Here is a 19,479-nt window from a genome sequence, read left to right as displayed (position 1 = left end):
CCGCATTGCTACCCTCATCCAAGCATCAAGTCGGAAGAAGGCACAATGCCTCAACGCTTTTGACTACTTGCGATGCGCGCGGTAGAAGCGGATGAGGCTTTGCGTGGAGGCGTCCTGAGCCGCCAGCGCTTCGTCATCCTGCGAGATCGCCGGGGTGATCTGGCGGGCGAGCTGCTTGCCGAGCTCGACGCCCCACTGGTCGAAGGAGTCGATGCCCCAGACCGTGCCCTCGGTGAAGGTGATGTGCTCGTAGAGCGCGATCAGCTCGCCCAGCGAGAACGGGGTCAGCGCGTCGCCGAAGATCGAGGTGGTCGGGCGGTTGCCGCTGAAAACGCGGGCCGGCACGATGGACTCGGGCGTACCCTCGGCGCGCACCTCGTCGGCGGTCTTGCCGAACGCGAGCGCCTTGGTCTGCGCCAGGTAGTTGCCCAGGAAGAGCTCGTGCACGTCCTGATCGCCGTCCTTGGCCGGGTTCGGGGTGTTGGCGAAGGCGATGAAGTCGGCGGGGATCAGCTGTGTGCCCTGGTGGATCAGCTGGTAGAAGGCGTGCTGGCCGTTGGTGCCGGGCTCGCCCCAGAAGACCTCACCGGTGTCGCAGGTCACCGGGCTGCCGTCCCAGCGCACGGACTTGCCGTTGGATTCCATCGTCAGCTGCTGCAGATAGGCCGGGAAGCGGTGCAGGTACTGGTCGTACGGCAGCACGGCGTGGGTGGCCGCGTGGAAGAAGTTGCGGTACCAGACGTTCAACATGCCCATCAGCGCGATGACGTTCTTCTCGATCGGGGTGTTGGCGAAGTACTCGTCCATCTCGTGGAAGCCGGCGAGGAACTGCTCGAAGCGCTTCGGGCCGCAGACGATGGCGATGGAGGTGCCGACCGCGGAATCCACGGAATAGCGGCCGCCGACCCAGTTCCAGAAGCCGAAGGCGTTGGTCGGGTCGATGCCGAATTCCTCCACGCCCTTCAGGTTGGTGGAGACGGCGATGAAGTGCTTGCGGATAGCTTCGGCGCGCTTGGCGTCCGATCCGTCGATGGCGCCGGAGGCCTTGAGTCCGTTCAAGAGCCAGGTGCGGGCCTCGCGGGCGTTGGTGAGCGTCTCGAGGGTGGTGAAGGTCTTGGAGACGACGATGAACATCGTGGTCTCGGGGTCGAGGTCCTTCGTCTTTTCGGTGATGTCGTTGGGGTCGATGTTGGAGACGTAGCGGGCGGAAATGCCGGCGTCTGCGTAAGGCTTCAACGCCTCGTAAACCATGACCGGGCCGAGGTCGGAGCCGCCGATGCCGATGTTGACTACCGTCTCGATCTTCTTGCCGGTCACGCCGCGCCAAACGCCCCCACGCACCTTGTCGGCGAACGCGTAGATCTTGTCGAGCACCTCATGCACGTCCTTGACAACATCTTGGCCGTCGACGATATACTTGCCCTCGTCGCTTGCCGGACGACGCAGCGCAGTGTGCAGCACGGCGCGGTCCTCGGTGTTGTTGATATGCACGCCGGAGTACATGGCCTTACGGCGGTCCTCAAGGTGCACGGCCTTGGCGAGATCCGCAAAGAGCTGCAGGGTCTCGGGCTTGATGAGGTCCTTGGAGAGGTCGAAGTGCAGGTCGCCGGCCTCGAAGCTCAGCGCCTCCACGCGGTTGGGTTCTTCGGCGAACCACTTCTTGAGGTCGATGCCTTCGCTATTCAGTTCGTCAAAATGCTTTTGCAGCGCCGCCCATTCCGGTGTCTTGGTGGCGTCGATAGGAGGATTGATGGCCATAATTATTTAGGTCCTTTCATCATGTGCCGCGGGGTTTCGTGGTTTTGTCAGTCATATCCGAAAATGCCGTTCCCCACCGCTTGCTACAATCACCAATTTACTCACAAAAGCGGACACAACAGCACAAAAAGCGTCGTGCCGACCAGCCTTGGCAAAACCCGATATTTGCCAGCAAAGCGGCAGAATCAGAACGTTTCCAGACACACACGAGCCGAGACAAAACAAATAGAGAACGCTCACATCATGTCTAAACTTATCCAATCCAATCAATACACGGCAACGGCTTTTGACTTGACGCTAGATTTCTCTATGCCAACTTGATCAAACGCAACAGCGGTTGACGGACGAAACGGTCGACAAGACAGACCAGAAGCACAAACACCAGCGAAAAAACGACCTCGACCAGGAACCAATCGGCAAGCCAACCCACGCAGGCCTGCGTCCCTCCAACCGCGAAGGCACTGGCAACACGGGCCGCAACGGGATCGGCGAAACGGCTCTGCACGCCGATCCAGGAATAATACGTGAGCGCCTGCACGACATAGAAGCCCAGAATCCCAGAAGCAAGCGCCGTAACAGCGCGACGAGCGAAGGCTTTCATGCTTGCCCAGAACCGCTTCTCCGTTTTCTCGTCGCGCGGCGTATGATCAGGCTCAGCATCGCTTTCCAATGACGATTTCGCACCACGTTGCGCATCTAACGAGCCGGATCGTTCGGCTTGCGCGCCCGGGCACGCGGCACACATCAGCGAGCACACCGCGAGCAGGAACGAGATGACGGAAGTCGATTTGAACGAAAGCACCATCAGCAGCCCGTAATGACCCCCGAACGCCGCCAAGGCGACGATGCCGCTCGCGACAACGATCAGCCCGACCAAGGCAATCGCCCAGAAGCGGCGGGTCAGCCAACGAGGCGCGGCACCGAGCTTCGAAGAACCTCTCGCGTACCAACGCCGCCAAGCACAACCCAAAGCCCCGGCACAAAGATAGGAGGCGAAATAGGTGACGGCACTCATCTGCTTGCGCCAGTCCAGAACGCTCAGGGAATCGAAGAAGTTGCGACCGCTGATTGCGACATAGACGTTGAGCCCATAGATCACAACGAGCGCAACCACCCACAATGCCCCGCACCATTTCTTGCGGCACCGTTCGATGCACCAGCCGATGAACGGTGCGAGCAATATAAATAGGGCATAAAGCCACACGAATTCAAGGCTGAATATCACTTCACGCACACCACCGACCATCTGAATCGGCACCACCCAGCGGTCGATCACGGCCAGCACCGCTACATAGAACACGACCGCGGCAAGCACTTTCGCGATACGAAGCACAGACGGTTTCCACTCATCGCGCACGAATCCCCGGTGCCGCGAACGCTCGGCCATGCGCGGGACCAGAAAGAACGCCGAAATCATGAAAAAGATGTGATTGCCCCACGCCCCCAGGAACATGAGCATGGCAACCAGCCACACCGCCAGCGGAGTCGAAGAGACAATGGCGACGAACGATGGAGCCGTGCCGGCTTGCACAGCCGACGACAGCGCGTGCGGGCCGTTGACGGCGATCTGCTCGAAGACGAGCAGGAACGTATGGAATACCGCTATGCCGACAATCGCCAGCAACCGCAACAATTCGACGGCGAAAATACGCGAATGACGCTTGCCGAGAACACGCCCCCGACCCTGAGAGGAATCGCCAGGATTATCGGCTCCCGCCTCCGACGCGTTCAACGTACCGGAGGCGAGGCTTATGGACTGTTCGGACATGCCGTCCACCATACCCTTATCGCCAGATTCGCAGGCAGGCTTCCCTTAGCCGCAGAGCTTGGATTTCCGGCATCGGCCACCAAACATTCAGCCTTTAACGGTTCATCCCATCGGCCCTGACCGCTCGGGCCCCAAACCCATCGATTCAGACTCAGCGCCCCGATCCAGCGACCGATCAGATCAATTCAGAGGATATCGTCGTAGCCGACCCGCTCGAGGTAGGCGACCAGATCCTTGACCTCCTGGCTGCGGGCGCGCGGCGCGACGAGCAGCGCATCGGGGGTGTCGGCGACGACCATGTCGTTGACGCCGAGCAGCGCGATGGTGCGTTCGGTCAGCGGCATCACCACGTCGCCGGCGCTGTCGAGGCTGACGACCTTGTCGCTGTCGCCCAGGATCTTGATGTTGCGGCTTCCGGTGCTGGGCAGGAGCGCTGCCACGGAATTGAAGTCGCCGATATCGTCCCAGCCGAAATCTCCGGGAACCATCGCCACGCCTCCGGCCACGCTCAACGGCTCGGCCACCGCGTAATCGAACGCGATCTTCTCGATGCCCGGCCAGTAGGTCGCCATCGCCTCATCGATCGCCTCGTTGTCGACAGTGGCCTCATTACCAGCACCAGCGTCGTTACCGCCGTCGGAGTCAGCGGGACTATCGCCATCACCGCTATTGTTGCTATCACCGCCAATAGCACCAATCACATCCGCATGCTCTCCGTCTTCGCCGTTCCCCGCCTTGGTCGCCGCATGCTTCGCTGCCGCGATTTCGGCCTCGGAGGCGGCCTCGTCACTATCAGCATCGCTATCGACGGCCATATAAGCATCGGCGATATGCGAAATCGCATCATACATGTCTGGCTTGTATTCGCGCAGATGGTCGAGCAACACGTCGGCGCGCATCACGAACATGCCGGCGTTCCAACGGTATTCACCGGTGGAAAGGTAGGCCTGGGCCGTGGCTGAATCGGGTTTTTCAACGAAACGCTCCACCAGACGCGCGCTTGGCGCATCCGGGATTTCGGCAGCCAACGAACGGCCTTGATGGATATAGCCGAAAGCCGTGGACGGCCGCGAGGCGGCAATGCCGATCGTGGTCACGTATCCGGCACGCGCCGCCGCCACCGCCTGACGCACCGCCTCGGCGAAAGACTCATCGCCTCGAATAACGTGATCCGCTGCGAACGACCCTACGACGATATGCTCGCCGTGTCGCCGCGCCAAAATCGCCGTGGCCAACGCAATGGCCGCCGTCGAGTCGCGCGGCACAGGCTCGGCGAAAATGTTGGATTCCTTGAGCTCCGGCAGTTGCGCCTCGACCGCAGCGACATGCCGCCAACCTGTGCTGACCACGATGCGTTCGGAGCCGGCGAGCCGCGCAAGCCGATCGAACGTGGACTGGATCAGCGTGCGTCCGCTGCCCATCAAATCGTACAGGAACTTAGGCTTCGCCCCGCGACTGAGCGGCCAGAGCCTTGAGCCGGTGCCGCCGGCGGGAATGATGGCATAAAAGTCCTCGAAACCCCTGCTTGGCATGTCCGACATTGTTTTTTCCAAATTGCCATCCCCTTTCGCGCGTTTCCAGCCTGACTGCTCCTTACATCTCTTGGTCTATTGTCGCGCGGCCCGTTGTCATTACACACTGCGTTCACGCCTTTCAACGACGCGGCGATTCAACCTCTGTGATTTCACGGTTTATCTGCCGAAACATGACCGATAAAGCGAATCACGCTGAACCCAAGACACGGCCGAACGCGACGCTTGTGGACAAAATACACAGTACCCGGTATTATTATTGTTTTGTGCGCGAGTGGTGCATACCGCTCGGGCAATTGCCGCTTTAGCTCAGTTGGTAGAGCGTCTCACTCGTAATGAGAAGGTCGACAGTTCGATTCTGTCAAGCGGCTCTTTTGATTCACTCCCTTAACAATTAGTGCACAATCGCGAATCTGCGTCGAAAAGCACGAAAAACAGCCTCAAATCATGCTTTTCGACGCAGTCATTTCAAGACCAGCGTCGAAAAGCAGCAAATCAGCCCCGAAAAGGTGCTTTTCGACGCAGCAAGACCATATTCCGCGGTTCTGTGCTTACTCGCTCTCGGTGGCGATGGCCTTATGCTCGGTGTCGGCGTTTGGCAGGAAGAACGAGGCGACGAGACCGATAACGGCGAAAACGACCATGAGGATGAAGCCCCAGTTGTAGCCGATGGCTTGCGCGGCGGCCTTACCGGTAGAGGCCTGGGAGGTGGCGGCAAGCGAGATGACCAGCATCGCAAGCGCCGTACCCAACGAGCCGCCGACCTGACGAACTGTGGACGAAGCGGCGTTGGCATGGGCGGTAAGGCGGGCGGCACTCAAGTTGATACCGGCGGTGAACGTGGTCATCATCGTGAAGGATATGCCGACCATGCGCAGCGCGTAGCATAGGCCGATGAGCCACAGGCTGGTTTTCGCGCTGAACCAGAGCATCGGCACCGAACCAAGTAAGAGCATCAGGAAGCCGAAGAGCGAGAGCTTCTTGATGCCGAGCTTGTCGTACAGTGTGCCGGAAATCGGGTTGCAGACCACCATCACCAAGGCGCCGGGCATCATCACCAAGCCGCTGACCAACGCCGATTCGCCGCGTGTGGTCTGCAGGTAGAGCGGCAGCACCAGTTCGATGCCGACCATGGCGATGTTCGCGATGGTGCTTAACAGCGTGCACAGGTTGAAGCGGGCGTTGCCGAAAACGTGAAGGTCAAGCAACGGCTTGGAAAGCTTGAACTGGCGGATGCAGAACAGCGCCATAATGACCACGCCGACGACGAACAGCACCGCAAGCAGCAACGTGATGCGCCCGGTGTTGCCGACCTCGGACAGCGCATAAAGGATGAGGCCGAAGCCGAAGATGGACTCGGCGAAGGAGATGACATCAGTGGTGCAGGGACGCGGCGAGGTGATGTTACGTACCAGCGGGACGGCGAGAATCGCGGTGACGGCGCTGGCGAGCGCGAGGATGATGAACAGCGTTTTGAAACCCGAGACCTTGAGGATCAGGCCAGAAATGGTGGGGCCGACCGCGGGTCCGAAACCGATGACCAAGCCGGTAATGCCCATGGCCATGCCGCGCTTTTGCGGCGGAAACATCATGAGGATGACGTTCTGGATGAACGGCATGAGTCCGCCAGCGGCAATCGCCTCGATGATGCGGCCCGCGAGCAGCACCCAGAAATTCGGCGCGAAAATACAGACGAGCGAACCGACAAAGAAAACGGACATCAAGGTCACGAACGTGGTGCGCAGATTGAAGGACTCGAACACCCACGCCGACATCGGAATCATCAGCCCGACCACCAGCAGGTAGGCGGTTGTCAGCCATTGTGCCGTAGCCTGACTGACCGAAAACGCCCCCATGATCGTCGGCAGCGCGTTGTTCAGGAACGTCTCGGCCATCAGCGCCGTGAACGAACCGAGCAGCAGCACCGCCATCATCAGCCCGCGCTGACGCGAAGTAATCGACGAAACCGATACCCCGCTTCCCTGCCCGGATACGGATTGCGAAACCGCAGCTTTTTGCCGCGCATCTTTCTGCTTTGCAGATTGCATCTTATTACTCCCCGATTCGGATGGTGTGGATTGTACGGTTACCGACCGCGCACCCGAAACGTTGCGCTGCCCGTCTTTCCGCTTTTGCGATTGTTGATTTGTCATTGCCAGCCTTTCCTAAATTTATAGCAAGCTACAGTTTGGATAAAAAAGATCGCCTTATCGACGTGAAATTACGCGCCGGTCCCCTCCAGCCTCGGCCAACCACAGCAATGAAATCACGTTCATGCCCATCGACGGCTTCAGTGCCAAGAAAATACCCGATATACCAATTGTCTTTTCACCAATACCGCGGAATTCCACCGTTCCAAACAATCGGCTTATCACCGGCCGCAGCACGCAAGTGCCAATCAACCCCATATCGGTGTTCCCTGCAACGCAATCGTCATCAACCGTCGCGTTCATTGCGCTGCCCCTGCCGAAAAGTTCGCAATGATTCGCTTGAGCGTGCTGACCAACATCTTCTGCTCGGAGCCTTTCAAGCCATCGGTAATGCGTGCGTTAATCTGCCCCATCACGGCATGGATATCATCGGCACGCCGGTCCATCAGCCGCTGCCCCGCGTCGCTGAGCTCGAGCAGAATCTGCCGCCGGTCGCTTTCCAGCTGCGAAGTCTTGATAAGACCAGCGCTTTCGAGCCGCTTGACAATGCCCCGAATCGTGGGATGGCTCAACACGAACCGGTCGGCAATCTCGCGCTGGGTGACGGCGTGCCCGTGCGCGTCGTGCAGATAAACCATCAACGTAATCTGCGGCCCGGTGAGGCTATAGCCTTCGAACATCGAAGCGACGCGGTTGTTAAGCTCCTTCTCGATCAAGGTATTCGCCACCTTGATCAGCGGCCCCAAACTATCAGCTCCGGCCGTGTTGAACTTCGTCTCGTCCATACCCATAGCTTGCTACACTAATTCCCGCGCCCGACTTATTGCAAACAAAAGGTATCGTTCAATCTGCTGTTTTGACTTCAAATGCTTGAAGCCAACAGCGTGAGGGCATGAACACCCAGACTTGGCATTCCATCGGCCGACTTGCGCTCGGGGACGACCAACGCCGACAACCGACGCTGGAACATTGCCACACCGAACGCCATTGATTAATTTCCATCCGGTATTTCGGGCATCCCCGGCAACCCGCCAGCGCCGTTATCGTTGTCATCGTCGTCATCATCGCTCTTCGGCGGCGGACATGCATGGATACTGCCGTCAGGCTCGCCGTCACACACGCGCATGTATTCGATAAGCTGCCCCTCGCCGTTGCCCTCGACGCACAGCGGCTCCCCGTCATGCGGGGTCGGGTCATCGCCATCAAAGCATCCGCCATAATGCTTTTGGAGCGCCTTCATGAGCATTGGCGAATCCTCCGCATCGGCTTCGCAACTCAATTTTTCATCGCCGCCACCCGCTTCCCCGCCAGACAGCGAGATGGACAGAAATGTGTCCGGATTGTTGTTGACGGTGAAACGAAAGCCGACACTGACCGGCGTGGTGCTGACGCTTTTGCGAGAGGTGTCGATGCTATACGACGTGATGACCGGCTTGCCGTGCCCGTCCACGGCCTTATCGGTTAACGCGCCGGGTTCCACCCACGTTCGCACGCAATCCGAATACAGCGCCTTGGCCTCCTGAGACCGCGCGAGAGCGGGGATGTCGGCCCGCCTCTGCATGTCGTCCAAACCGGCCATCAGAGGAAAGCTGAACAAGATGAGATAAGGGGCGAACACGATCAACAACGCGATCGCCGCTATGACGCTTACGATGATCACGATTTTGGAGACGTGCTTTTTCGGCTTTTGGGGCGGCAGATACGGGGAGACCGGAGGCTGAGGGTACCTTGGCGGCTGCGGATAAGACGGTTGCTGATAGCCACTAGTGTACGGACTCATAGACACTATGATAACGGCCAGCATCAAGAATCGGCCCGCTGCCCCATCCGAACGAAAAATCACCGATCAGCGCCGCAGACTCCCCCACCGGTAAACCGAGTCAATCGGAAAGCAGCAAATCCAAAACCTGCCAGACCAGGCCCCGCCCGCAATTGTTTTGCAGCGCCGCTCTTGCTTTCCGGTTCGATACGACTTTATTTAGTCAGAATGATTTCAGACAACTATTTTAGAAGATGGCAATCATTCTTATGTGAGGAATCAATCATTTTTAGTTACTCTTTTTCGATATTTATCGATAATCTCCACGTACAATAAAAGAACAATTTATATTTGCAAGGAGGCAAAACATGAAAGCTGTTCGTTATTACGGTAAGGAACACGTTCAGATCGACGATATCCCAGAACCGACGCTCAAACCCGGGACAATAAAGATTCATCCCGCTTTCACCGGAATCTGCGGATCCGACCTGCATCTCTATTACGACGGGGAGCAGAACGGCGGCAACTCAGCCACCGAACCGCACCCGCTCTCCGGCGAGACGCTTCCGGTCGTGTTCGGACACGAATTCTCCGGCACCGTCGAAGCCATCGCCGACGATGTCGACACCGACCTCAAGGTCGGCGACCGCGTGGTGGTGGAGCCGGTCATGGTCTGCGGCGAATGCGATGCCTGCAAGTCCGGAAACTACAACGTCTGCGAGAAGCTGGGCTTCATCGGCATCAACGGAGGCGGCGGCGGCATGAGCGAGCATATCGTCGTCGAAGCCAAGCGCGTCTTCCCCGTCGGCGACATGCCGCTCGACCAGGCCGCGCTCATCGAACCGCTTTCCGTGGCCTATCACGCCGTTCGCCGTACCGACGTCAAAGCAGGCGACACCGTGGTGGTCGGCGGTGCCGGACCGATCGGGCTGCTTGTCGGCACCGTGCTCAAGGCCAAGGGCGCCAAAGTCATTATTTCCGAGCTTTCCGAGGTCCGCAAGAACAAGGCCTTGGAATCCGGAGCCGCCGATATCGTCGTGGATCCGAGCAAGGAAGACCTCAACGAACGCGTACGCAAGGAGACGAACGGCAAGGGTGCCGATGTCGCCTTCGATTGCGCCGGCGTCGGCGTTGTGGTCCATCAGCTGCTTTCCTGCCTCAAGCAGGAAGGCAAACTGGAAATCGTCGCGGTCCATGTCAAGCCGCTCGAGATCAACGTCACCAACGAATTGACCTTTGCCGAGCGCGACATCCAGGCTTCACTGGGTTACGCCAATGATCACGAAAAGGTCATCAAGATGGTGCGCGAGAAGGGCGTCGATCTCTCGCCGTTCATCACCGACAAGATCAAGGCCGAGGACATCGTCAAGGACGGCTTTGAGAAACTGCGCAATGACGGCGAGCATCACGTCAAGATCCTCGTAGAACTCTAAAGAACATCAGACTTCTCGGCCTTATAGCCGAGACCACATTGCCAACAAAACGGGTCGTTGCCTTCGGGCAGCGGCCCTTTTCATACATACCACGACCGATGCCGGAGTTTTATGAGACACCGAAACCGACACCGATGCCATCGCCGAAAGCGCGGCAACAACCCGTTTCCTATAAAGCCACCGCTTAAAAACGGGATCGCGGATCGTTATCGCGCCACTTTCCGCAGCTATGGTCACCTATCCGGCAGCCAAGTCAAGCATCAAGTGCATTAATCCGAAACCATTGCGTCCGAACAATCTGGGACAACGCCAAGCACGAAGCGGCAACCCGTTGCGCACGCACAATCCCAAGGCACCACACAATCCCATAGCGCACGCACAATCCCATAGCGCCGACTTATATGCCAAGTTCCTTGACCCACCCGGACAACGTCTCCTCGCTTACATCCGCAGTGAAGCGACGACCGGTCTTCCACGTCGCCTTGGGCGCGCAACCATGCAGATGCTCTCCGTTTGCACCGTCAAGACTCCCGCCGGAAGTGGCGAACGTGACGACGGTCTTGCCCGAGAAATCCTGGCTTTCCAGGAACGTGCGCACAATCTGCGGCGCGACACCATACCAGATCGGATAACCGACGAACACCACGTCATAGCCGCTGACATCGATGGAAGCAGCCATCTTGGGGCGGGCATCGACGGCATGCTCGACGCTCGCCCGGCTTTTGTCGTCATCCGCGTTGAGGTCGGAGGCGATATAGGGCATCGACGGCCGGATCTCCTCAATATCGGCCTTGGCGACCTTCGCCAACTTCTGCGCCACAGCGCGCGTGTTTCCCGAAACAGAACAATACGTTACCAATACTTTGTCGGCCATGAAGCTCCCTTTCTCCCGATAATCATTGAGGATCCGAACTCAATGACACCAAAACACAGTGTAAGCCAAACCCATACAAAAGTGACATATCTCACAAGCTTTATCGTTTCTTATCGAATTCGAGACAAGCGAACCGCGCTGCAACGCCGCTTCGCGAGCACACCATATAATGGCTTCAACACAACATAACGAGGTGACGATGACGCAACTGGACGACGGCAACAACACGTTTTACCAACACCGGCTCGAACGACTGGGCATCGCCTATCGGACCATTCGCCACGACCCGGTGACCACCATGGAACGCAGCCTCGAATTCGACTGCCTCATCGCCAAGAACATGCTTGTCCGCAACAAAAGAGACGACACCTATTTCTTGCTGATGACCTCGCCCACGGCGCGAATCGATTTCAAAAAACTCGCGCAAACCCTGAAAACCAGCCGCAGCAGCCTGAATTTCGCAAGCGCCGACGAGCTTGCCGCCGTATTGCACACCGTCAGCGGGTTAGTCTCTCCGCTGGCCGTACCAGAAAGCCATGTCGCCAATCTGCGATTGCTGGTCGACACGCAACTGTGCCATCAGCCAGCGCTTGGTTTCCACGCCGGAAAAAATACCGAGACCTTGGTTGTCAGCTATACGGATCTGCAAAAATTCTGCGAGCTGCTTGGCTACACGATTACGCCAATCGCGCTCTGACGCAGAGCTGCTCTAAAAGCCCGACACCCCACGCTTCCCAATGGTTCTATGCTGCTTGCCGTACAGGGCAATTCGAGCATTTCCTAGCCGTTCCAACTTTGGCACCGCTGCGGTGTACGGCAATGGCACAACGGCCCCGAACGCCTGAAACATCAATCGAAAGCTTGCCCGACGCCGCTGCCGGCTTGCATTCAGAACCTAAAACCAAGTGCGCGCAAAGGGACTCGAACCCTCACGAACAAAGTCACAGGAACCTAAATCCTGCGCGTCTACCAATTCCGCCATGCGCGCGTAACACCATTCAATTTACCAGACGTCCCGCACAATGCGCGGCCACCGCCGATCACCGCCGACAAGATGCGGGTACCATCGCACTCGCCTTGTCATAGTCCACAAGTTGCAGAAGTAATCACAAAAATACGGCGATTTCTGTGATTACTTCTGCGTTTCCCAATCAATTACAGAGAAAATCACAAAAAACAGACGATAAGTGTGATTATCTCTGCACCGCCGCGCCAGAAGCCAAGCCGCACGCGACAACTTGCACAAAACCTCGCTTTTGCCGATCATGCTGCAGCAAACCCCATCACACCTCACGCGCCATCAGATAGTCGGTCTGCTTGTCATCTCCCTGCCAGAACGCATGCTGGCCGACACGCACGAAACCTTTGCCGGAGTAGAAGCGTTTCGCGGGCTCGTTGTGCTCCCACACGCCAAGCCACACCTTGTGCAGGTCGCGTTCGCGGGCCGTTTTCAACGCCAGATTCATCAGCCGGGTGCCAAACCCATGCCCTTTGAACGCCTTCTGAATGTAAAGACGCTGGATTTCCATCGCGCCAGGCCCCATATCCTCGATCTGTGCCAAGCCGAAATTGAGCTTCATATAGCCTGCGGGAATTCCGGTCCGAGCACCGCCATCGTCGGCTTTGCCGGAACCGGAAACCTCGGAATCATCGCCCTTGCAGGCATCGACGAAATCAGTGAGAACAACGGAATCGTCCGTATTGCGCGTACCCGGCCCAACCCGCGCTTTCGTCCCGACTTGTGCGCAAGAAGGCACCACCATGACGAAAAACATCGAATCGGGATTGGCCAATTCATCACGCAGGATCGGCTCGGCGTATGACTCTTCGAGGAATTTTCGCATATCGGCGTCCGAACTCGTCCCGTCGAAGGTATCGACGTACGTTTCAACGCTCAGCCGGTGCAGCATCCCGGCATCGTCGACGCCGCACCGCCTGATAAGGCTCGAAACCCGCGAACCTGAATCCACTGAATTCGTCGAACTTGCCATCAGACCATCACCCCTTGTACTCTTCTCGATATTCTACGGTCCCGGCCACCTTTTCAGCTCGCACCATCCTGCAATGCCAACCGACACAACAAACGCGAGGGATCCAGCGCTTTCGGCCCCTCCCATATCCGGACAAGCGAGATGACATCACGACACCAGACATCCCCTATTTTGATATTGATGACATTGTATGGGAATTCCGCCCGGTCTAGGCAACGCCGAAGTCTATGATATGTCAAAGTACAACGAATCATTGGCCATACCGTCACGCAGGAAAAGAGAGAAACCAAGCCCATGTCAGCACTCATTCAACCGGCGACACTGTTGCTCATCATCGCGCTTGGATACCTCTTCAAACGAAGCGGCATCTTAGGGGCGAAAGACTATCGCGTGGTGCAGGTGCTCGAATTCGATATCGTTCTGCCAGGTGTCATCATCTACTCCTTTGCCACCAATCCGCACAAACTCAACCTTCTGCTGCTTTCCGGCTTCTCGTTTTGCGCCGCGACGATTCCACCACTGCTGATTTTCCTCACCACCCGCCATCGTCCGGTGTCCGACCGCGCGTTTCTGATGCTCAACGGCGGCGGATTCAACGTCGGCTGCTTCTGCTTCCCGATGGTTCAGGCGTTTCTTGGCCCGGGCGCGCTGATACCCGCCGCGATGTTCGACATCGGCAATGACATCATGGTCGCCGCCGGCACGAACGTGATGACGCAGAACCTGCTGCACATCGCCCCCGGCAAGACGCTGGCCGAACAGAACGCCGGCGACGCACCCGTACTGCCGCGCATCAAAGCCACCGACCGCGATGCCCGCAGATTGCAGCGCCGTGCGCTGATTCGCAACGTCATCAAAGGTTTCGTCTCCTCTCCGGCGTTCGACACCTATATTCTGATGCTGATCCTGATGCTTTTCGACTTCCATTTCCCGACGTGGATCGCCCAGGTTTCGCAACCGTTTTCAGCGGCCAACGCGTTCTGTTCGATGGTGATGGTCGGTATGCTCACCGATCTGCCCGCCTCGAAGCGCGACCTCAAATCCGTCGGCGAGGTCATGGCCTGGCGCCTGCCGTGTGCCATTATTTTCGCGTTGCTGGCCTGGTATATCCTGCCGTTCAGCCCGCTGATCCGCGAGACCGCCGCCATGTGCTGCCTCGCACCGACGGCCATTTTCTCGACGATGTTCACCGACAAGGTACTCGGCAACGCCAAGCTCGCCGGCTTCATCCTCTGCCTGACCGCGGTGGTCGGCACGATCATGATGAGCGTGGCACACCTGCTGATTCACATGTAGCGGATGCGCTCGCTTGTACAGCGGCACGGATGAATCAGGAAGAAAAGCATCGAAACGGACCTAAAATACCATTTCTCACTGCATTGCAATTTGCTCGGGTTCATCGATAAAGCTCATTTGCGCTCAGCTTATATGCTTGTTTCGGATTCTTACGAAGAAGCTCGTCTTCCGCCGGTTCCCTGCTTAAAAACAGTAACGCGAAACAGCTGCCCCCTCCCCCGCGAGCCTGACCCCATCCTAAATACCATTTTGTGGTCTATAAGCCCAAGTCCGCGGCTCAGCCGATGAGTTCCTTGATTTCAGGGGCCAAGGCGACGAAAGCCTTGTGGCGATGGGAAATCGCGTTCTTCTCTTCGGCGGTCATCTCGGCACTGGTCAGTTTTTCGCCGTTGGCGTTGCGGCGGCCGGGCTGATTGTCCGGCACAAAAATCGGATCGTAGCCGAAACCGTTGTCGCCACGGCGCTGACGGATGATCGTCCCCTTCATTTCGCCGAGCCTGGCCACTTCCTGCGCCTGCGGCACCGAACCGTCATCGCGCTGTTCACGGCAGTCCTGCGGCACCACCAGCGCCGCATCACAACAGAATCTGGCACCGCGCTTGTTGTCTGGAATGTCGGCGATCTGCGCGAGCAACAGATCGATGTTGGCCTCGTCATCGCCGTGCACGCCCGACCAGCGCGCCGAAAGAATGCCTGGGGCCGCGCCAAGCACATCGACGATCAGCCCGCTGTCATCGGCGAGCGCCGGCAATCCGGTCCGCCTGGCCACGTCCCTCGCCTTGAGCAGCGCATTCTCTTCAAAGGTCACACCCGTTTCAACGGGGTCCGGCAGATTCATCGAACCAGCGGACACCAGCTCGATATGTTGCGCGGCCTGGCCCAACTCAGCTTCGATGATATTGCGAATCTCCGGTAGCTTGCCTTCATTATGCGTGGCGACGACGATTTTCATAGCGTTTCCTTACTGTTGTATGCCTGCACATTCGTTTATTGACATAGTCCGCGTCGCAAAACCTCCACCAACCTCAACTAGCGGCACTTTCATGACGCCAAACGCACCATTGGCGACACAAAACCTCCAGCAGTCTCAGATGATGGCGCATTTGCGACGCAAAATCTCGCAGCCGCCGCTAGTCCTTGGCGAGCGCCTCGTTCTGCGCGCGCTGGAGCTCCTTGTTGCCCTTTTCGGCCAGCTCAAGCAGCACATTGAGCTCGTCACGGGTAAAGGGGCGATGCTCTGCGGTGCCCTGGATCTCGATGAACTTGCCGGAACCGGTCATGGCAACGTTCATGTCGGTCATGGCCTGGCTATCCTCGATATACGGCAAATCAAGCATCGGAGTGCCGTTGATGATGCCCACCGAAACGGCGGAAATCTGGTCCTTGATCGCCTTCTGCGCCGAACGGATGCGCTTGTGCTGTTCGGCCCAGTGCAACGCATCGACCAGCGCGACATAAGCACCGGTCACCGAAGCCGTGCGGGTGCCTCCGTCGGCCTGCAGCACATCGCAATCCAGCTGCACCTGGTTCTCGCCCAGCGCCTTCATATCGATGACACCGCGCAGGCAGCGACCGACCAAACGGCTGATTTCCTGTGTACGTCCGCCGACTTTGCCCTTGACCGATTCTCGCGGTGTGCGTTCGGAAGTGGCGCGCGGCAGCATCGCATACTCCGCAGTAACCCAACCAAGCCCGGAATCCTTGCGCCAACGCGGAACCCCCGGTGTGAACGTCGCGGTGCACATCACACGGGTGTTGCCACATTCGATGAGCACGGAACCTTCCGGGGCATCGGTGAAATGACGCGTGATTTTGACGGGCCTCAGCTCGTCGACGGCACGTCCATCGGGGCGCACCACAGTACTTTTATCCAGTAAATCTTTGATTTCAGCCATACCGCCAACCTACCATCAGCCGGTCACGTCAGATTACAGAGCCTGCTGCTTCAGCGAATCCCACACCGCGCGCAATATCATCCGCCTGCTTTCGGGCAGAGCCACACTCCCCCAATATGGCATACCCTCAAACGCCAAATGCGCCTTTCCTAGCATCAAACCGTAGGACTGCTAGAAAAGGCGCATTCTTTACCGTACTGCCATATCGCTCAGTTGCGTACGCTGCCAATCAACGGTTTCTTCGGCAGCACCTTGTCGATCAGGAAAATGACCAGCCCCATGATGGCAAAGGCGACGATGCACATCGCGATATTGATCCACATCTGGTTCCAGCCGATTGCGTTGACATCGATGAAACCGTACGGATACGGATTGCCGCCGGCCTCAGGCCCGGAATGCGGCCAAAGTTGCGCACGAATCAGGACGAAGGCCAGATAGAACGGGAAATAGATGAGCCAGGTAAGCGTGTAGTGCCATTTGAAGCGGCGATGGGCATCGAAAAGAATGAAATCGATAACCGCCATGATCGGCGCTACCCTGTGCAGGATGACATTGGTCATGACGCCGAACACGTATTTCGCGGTGGCGGGATTGGCCGGCGGCAGCAGCGTGGCCGCCACGACGCCGGTAATCACGATATACAGCGTCAGGATGCCTTTGAGCCAAGCGGGCGGCTGCTTGCCGTCGATGAGGCATGCGACACCGGCCCAAAGCATCACCAGACCCAAAAGAAAATTGGTTTCGTACGTAAAGTAGACCCAATAGCTGGGCTCGCCCCAGGCCACGCTCGTCCAGGCCAGGCAGAGAAACGCGATGACGAGACGATATATTCCGACAAAATATTTCATGCAAGCCAGTTTATGGATAACTCACGAAAATACGAAACCCGAAATTATTCCAGCCTTCCAAGCAATCACCCCCACCTACGTGTACCGTATGACGGGCCGAGGGCCTTCGTAACCTTTACAGCCATGCGCCTGACATTCGTCTCAACCATGCAGGGCTCGAGATTTCCGGCACGGCCAGCAGCAACCGTCGGGGTTTCATCCATCCCCAGAAACGCAACCGTCAACTCAGGCCGGATGTCCGGAACAAGAAGCCGTCTTTCCCTCCAGCACTCAGCAAGCCAAATCGCCAACGCTCAGCGCCCAACCACATACGTATCGGGAAACCGACAAGGGACGAAACGAAACACACCACCGAAATGTCTACTTATAGTCATAATTACCATTAATCGCTGTATCGGGTTAGAATCAAGATGAAAAAAACACCGCGGCCGGGCGCAACCGACAACGCAAATCCCATGTCCGAGCCGGCCACATCGACGACACCAAGGGCACGGAGCACAACCTTAAGGGAGCATGTGATGCTGGATTATTCACCGGCTTTAATGACCGATATGTACGAATACACGATGCTGGACGCAGCGCTCAGGGACGGAACCGCAAACCGCAAATGCGTTTTCGAGGTGTTCACCCGTCACCTGCCCGAAGGCCGCCGCTACGGTGTCGTCGCCGGCACGGGGCGCATCCTCGACGCACTCGAGCGTTTTCACTTGAACGACGACGACCTCAAGTTCCTCTCCGACCGCAAAATCGTGAGCCCCGAGACCATCGAATGGCTCCGCAACTTCAAATTCACCGGCTCGATCAAGGGCTACCGCGAAGGCGAGATGTACTTCCCGGACTCCCCCATCCTCGAGGTCGAAGGCACATTCGGCGAATGCACCCTGCTCGAGACGCTGCTGCTTTCAATTCTGAATTATGATTCCGCCGTGGCCGCCGCCGCCTCGCGCATGTCAAGCGCAGCGGGCAAGCGCCCTTGCATGGACATGGGCGGGCGCCGCGCCAACGAATGGGCCGCCGTAGCCGCCGCTCGCGCCGCCGTAGTTGGCGGATTCCAAGGCACCGCCAACCTGCTGGCCGCCCAACTTTACGGCCTGAAGGCCATCGGCACCTCGGCCCACTGCTTCACCCTCGTCCATGATTCCGAACGCGATGCCTTTACTTCACAGATCAACGCCATGGGCGCCAACACGACCCTTCTGGTCGACACTTTCGACATCAAACAAGCCATCAAGACCGCCGTCGAGGTGGCCGGCCCCGAGTTGGGATGCGTACGCATCGATTCAGGCGATCTCGCCGCGCTGGCCCAGCAGACCCGCAACCAGCTCGACGCCCTGGGCGCGAAGAACACGAAGATCACCGTGACCAACGACCTCGACGAATATGCGCTGGCCGCCCTGCAGTCCGCGCCTGTCGATTCCTACGGGGTGGGCACGATGCTGGTGACCGGTTCCGGCGCGCCCACCTGCGCAATGGTCTACAAACTCACCGAACGCGAAGGCGAGGACGGCGAGATGGTGCCCGTCGCCAAGAAATCCGAACACAAGGCCACAGTGCCGGGCCGCAAGCTGGCCTTCCGCTCCTACGAATATGGGCTTGCCAACGGCGAGCACGTCATCTCCGGGTCCGAGGAGAAACTCGCCAAATTCCAGCCCGAAGACGGCTGGAAGGACCTCATGGTCACCTACATGGACCATGGAGAGGCCAACAAGCAGTATCAGGGCCACGACGCCATCACCACCGCGCACGACTACCATGCAAAGGCCCTGGCCGAACTGCCGATCACCGCGCAGTCGTTGATGAAGGGCGATCCGTCAATCCCGACACAAATCGACGTACTCTGAATACCGAAACCCATATGGGTCTTGACTTTCACAAGAGAGTCAAGACCCATATTTTTGTCGTTCATCAACACATTTCAACTCATCGGCAATCTTGGTGCCACCAAGTGCGCATTTTTCATGCGATTCCCTCCATTTTTAGTCATTTTTGGGGGACTTGGTGCACCAAGTCCCCCAAAAACACACGATATGACCTTGATTTCATGGATTTAGACCATGTTGGATGCACCAAGAACGTCCAAATCACGCGAATTCACAATTTCATCACAGTTTTCAACGAACAGTCTCGACAAACAGTCTCAACGAACAGTCTCAACGAATTGCCTTAGCATAAAAA

16 protein-coding genes and 2 tRNA genes are annotated in these 19,479 nt (G+C 57.8%); 5 read left to right on the top strand and 13 right to left on the bottom strand.

The window, feature by feature from the left end; genetic code table 11:
* Nucleotides 1-63: 63 nt before the first annotated feature.
* The 3 genes from pgi to OZX64_RS01810 all read right to left on the bottom strand — a co-directional run bounded on the left by pgi (nt 64) and on the right by OZX64_RS01810 (nt 5,058).
* Nucleotides 64-1,758 carry a glucose-6-phosphate isomerase gene (gene pgi / locus OZX64_RS01820; RefSeq protein ID WP_277173408.1) on the bottom strand — a complete coding sequence of 565 codons (1,695 nt, stop codon included), beginning with the start codon at nt 1,756-1,758 and terminating at the stop codon, nt 64-66.
* A 307-nt stretch (nt 1,759-2,065) separates the two neighbouring features.
* Nucleotides 2,066-3,526: an acyltransferase family protein gene (locus tag OZX64_RS01815; RefSeq protein WP_277173407.1), complete on the bottom strand. Its 1,461-nt coding sequence runs from the start codon at nt 3,524-3,526 to the stop codon at nt 2,066-2,068.
* 185 nt (nt 3,527-3,711) lie between these two features.
* Nucleotides 3,712-5,058 carry a sugar phosphate nucleotidyltransferase gene (locus tag OZX64_RS01810; protein ID WP_277173405.1) on the bottom strand — a complete coding sequence of 449 codons (1,347 nt, stop codon included), beginning with the start codon at nt 5,056-5,058 and terminating at the stop codon, nt 3,712-3,714.
* Nucleotides 5,059-5,356: 298 nt separating this feature from the next.
* On the opposite strand from OZX64_RS01810, the gene OZX64_RS01805 reads away from it, so the two are divergent.
* Nucleotides 5,357-5,429: transfer RNA gene (locus OZX64_RS01805), tRNA-Thr, on the top strand.
* A gap of 180 nt (nt 5,430-5,609) precedes the next feature.
* On the opposite strand, the gene OZX64_RS01800 is transcribed toward OZX64_RS01805, so the two are convergent.
* From OZX64_RS01800 to OZX64_RS01785, 4 genes are all read right to left on the bottom strand, one after another.
* Entirely contained in the window at nt 5,610-7,106 is a 1,497-nt protein-coding gene (locus OZX64_RS01800; RefSeq protein ID WP_277173403.1) for a DHA2 family efflux MFS transporter permease subunit, read from the bottom strand.
* A 159-nt stretch (nt 7,107-7,265) separates the two neighbouring features.
* Nucleotides 7,266-7,511, bottom strand: a complete 246-nt coding sequence (locus OZX64_RS01795; protein ID WP_277173401.1) for a hypothetical protein — start codon at nt 7,509-7,511, stop codon at nt 7,266-7,268.
* Nucleotides 7,508-7,993, bottom strand: a complete 486-nt coding sequence (locus OZX64_RS01790; protein WP_277173399.1) for a MarR family transcriptional regulator — start codon at nt 7,991-7,993, stop codon at nt 7,508-7,510. The genes OZX64_RS01795 and OZX64_RS01790 overlap by 4 nt, the downstream gene beginning before the upstream one ends.
* Nucleotides 7,994-8,199: 206 nt before the next feature.
* On the bottom strand, nt 8,200-8,988 hold the full coding sequence (locus OZX64_RS01785; protein ID WP_277173397.1) for a hypothetical protein: 789 nt from the start codon (nt 8,986-8,988) through the stop codon (nt 8,200-8,202).
* Nucleotides 8,989-9,335: 347 nt separating this feature from the next.
* On the opposite strand from OZX64_RS01785, the gene OZX64_RS01780 reads away from it, so the two are divergent.
* Nucleotides 9,336-10,400: a 2,3-butanediol dehydrogenase gene (locus OZX64_RS01780; protein ID WP_277173395.1), complete on the top strand. Its 1,065-nt coding sequence runs from the start codon at nt 9,336-9,338 to the stop codon at nt 10,398-10,400.
* Nucleotides 10,401-10,797: 397 nt separating this feature from the next.
* Here the strand turns inward: OZX64_RS01780 and OZX64_RS01775 are convergent, their stop codons facing one another.
* The gene (locus OZX64_RS01775) at nt 10,798-11,274 is read right to left on the bottom strand and encodes a flavodoxin (RefSeq protein ID WP_277173393.1); all 477 of its coding nucleotides are present in this window, start codon (nt 11,272-11,274) and stop codon (nt 10,798-10,800) included.
* Nucleotides 11,275-11,443: 169 nt separating this feature from the next.
* Here OZX64_RS01775 and OZX64_RS01770 point away from each other — a divergent pair, with 169 nt between their 5' ends.
* Complete coding sequence (locus tag OZX64_RS01770; RefSeq protein WP_277173391.1) at nt 11,444-11,971, top strand: YbaK/EbsC family protein; 528 nt, start codon at nt 11,444-11,446, stop codon at nt 11,969-11,971.
* 209 nt (nt 11,972-12,180) lie between these two features.
* On the opposite strand, the gene OZX64_RS01765 is transcribed toward OZX64_RS01770, so the two are convergent.
* Nucleotides 12,181-12,262 (bottom strand) — tRNA-Leu (locus OZX64_RS01765).
* 295 nt (nt 12,263-12,557) lie between these two features.
* Nucleotides 12,558-13,265: a GNAT family N-acetyltransferase gene (locus OZX64_RS01760; RefSeq protein ID WP_277173389.1), complete on the bottom strand. Its 708-nt coding sequence runs from the start codon at nt 13,263-13,265 to the stop codon at nt 12,558-12,560.
* A gap of 294 nt (nt 13,266-13,559) precedes the next feature.
* Here OZX64_RS01760 and OZX64_RS01755 point away from each other — a divergent pair, with 294 nt between their 5' ends.
* Nucleotides 13,560-14,561, top strand: a complete 1,002-nt coding sequence (locus tag OZX64_RS01755) for an AEC family transporter (protein WP_277156354.1) — start codon at nt 13,560-13,562, stop codon at nt 14,559-14,561.
* Nucleotides 14,562-14,838: 277 nt separating this feature from the next.
* Here the strand turns inward: OZX64_RS01755 and OZX64_RS01750 are convergent, their stop codons facing one another.
* The 3 genes from OZX64_RS01750 to OZX64_RS01740 form a co-directional block, all read right to left on the bottom strand.
* Entirely contained in the window at nt 14,839-15,513 is a 675-nt protein-coding gene (locus tag OZX64_RS01750) for a non-canonical purine NTP pyrophosphatase (RefSeq protein ID WP_277173387.1), read from the bottom strand.
* Nucleotides 15,514-15,691: 178 nt separating this feature from the next.
* Nucleotides 15,692-16,456, bottom strand: coding sequence for a ribonuclease PH (gene rph, locus OZX64_RS01745; protein WP_277173385.1), 765 nt, complete (start codon nt 16,454-16,456; stop codon nt 15,692-15,694).
* Between the two features lie 209 nt (nt 16,457-16,665).
* Nucleotides 16,666-17,304, bottom strand: coding sequence for a Pr6Pr family membrane protein (locus OZX64_RS01740; RefSeq protein WP_277156357.1), 639 nt, complete (start codon nt 17,302-17,304; stop codon nt 16,666-16,668).
* A gap of 518 nt (nt 17,305-17,822) precedes the next feature.
* Here OZX64_RS01740 and OZX64_RS01735 point away from each other — a divergent pair.
* Nucleotides 17,823-19,145: a nicotinate phosphoribosyltransferase gene (locus OZX64_RS01735; RefSeq protein ID WP_277173383.1), complete on the top strand. Its 1,323-nt coding sequence runs from the start codon at nt 17,823-17,825 to the stop codon at nt 19,143-19,145.
* The last annotated feature ends 334 nt before the right edge of the window (nt 19,146-19,479 follow it).

It is taken from the genome of Bifidobacterium sp. ESL0704, from assembly GCF_029392075.1.
In the GTDB taxonomy this organism is placed as follows: domain Bacteria; phylum Actinomycetota; class Actinomycetes; order Actinomycetales; family Bifidobacteriaceae; genus Bifidobacterium.
Note: the sequence above shows the minus strand (reverse complement) of the source record. Positions and strands in the feature narration are given on the sequence as shown.

What these genes read in the sequence shown, in the direction of transcription:
- pgi (WP_277173408.1), bottom strand. Translation starts at nt 1,758, where the DNA reads ATGGCCATCAATCCTCCTATCGACGCCACCAAGACACCGGAATGGGCG.
- OZX64_RS01815 (WP_277173407.1), bottom strand. Translation starts at nt 3,526, where the DNA reads ATGTCCGAACAGTCCATAAGCCTCGCCTCCGGTACGTTGAACGCGTCG.
- OZX64_RS01810 (WP_277173405.1), bottom strand. Translation starts at nt 5,058, where the DNA reads ATGCCAAGCAGGGGTTTCGAGGACTTTTATGCCATCATTCCCGCCGGC.
- OZX64_RS01800 (WP_277173403.1), bottom strand. Translation starts at nt 7,106, where the DNA reads ATGCAATCTGCAAAGCAGAAAGATGCGCGGCAAAAAGCTGCGGTTTCG.
- OZX64_RS01795 (WP_277173401.1), bottom strand. Translation starts at nt 7,511, where the DNA reads ATGAACGCGACGGTTGATGACGATTGCGTTGCAGGGAACACCGATATG.
- OZX64_RS01790 (WP_277173399.1), bottom strand. Translation starts at nt 7,993, where the DNA reads ATGGACGAGACGAAGTTCAACACGGCCGGAGCTGATAGTTTGGGGCCG.
- OZX64_RS01785 (WP_277173397.1), bottom strand. Translation starts at nt 8,988, where the DNA reads ATGAGTCCGTACACTAGTGGCTATCAGCAACCGTCTTATCCGCAGCCG.
- OZX64_RS01780 (WP_277173395.1), top strand. Translation starts at nt 9,336, where the DNA reads ATGAAAGCTGTTCGTTATTACGGTAAGGAACACGTTCAGATCGACGAT.
- OZX64_RS01775 (WP_277173393.1), bottom strand. Translation starts at nt 11,274, where the DNA reads ATGGCCGACAAAGTATTGGTAACGTATTGTTCTGTTTCGGGAAACACG.
- OZX64_RS01770 (WP_277173391.1), top strand. Translation starts at nt 11,444, where the DNA reads ATGGCTTCAACACAACATAACGAGGTGACGATGACGCAACTGGACGAC.
- OZX64_RS01760 (WP_277173389.1), bottom strand. Translation starts at nt 13,265, where the DNA reads ATGGCAAGTTCGACGAATTCAGTGGATTCAGGTTCGCGGGTTTCGAGC.
- OZX64_RS01755 (WP_277156354.1), top strand. Translation starts at nt 13,560, where the DNA reads ATGTCAGCACTCATTCAACCGGCGACACTGTTGCTCATCATCGCGCTT.
- OZX64_RS01750 (WP_277173387.1), bottom strand. Translation starts at nt 15,513, where the DNA reads ATGAAAATCGTCGTCGCCACGCATAATGAAGGCAAGCTACCGGAGATT.
- rph (WP_277173385.1), bottom strand. Translation starts at nt 16,456, where the DNA reads ATGGCTGAAATCAAAGATTTACTGGATAAAAGTACTGTGGTGCGCCCC.
- OZX64_RS01740 (WP_277156357.1), bottom strand. Translation starts at nt 17,304, where the DNA reads ATGAAATATTTTGTCGGAATATATCGTCTCGTCATCGCGTTTCTCTGC.
- OZX64_RS01735 (WP_277173383.1), top strand. Translation starts at nt 17,823, where the DNA reads ATGCTGGATTATTCACCGGCTTTAATGACCGATATGTACGAATACACG.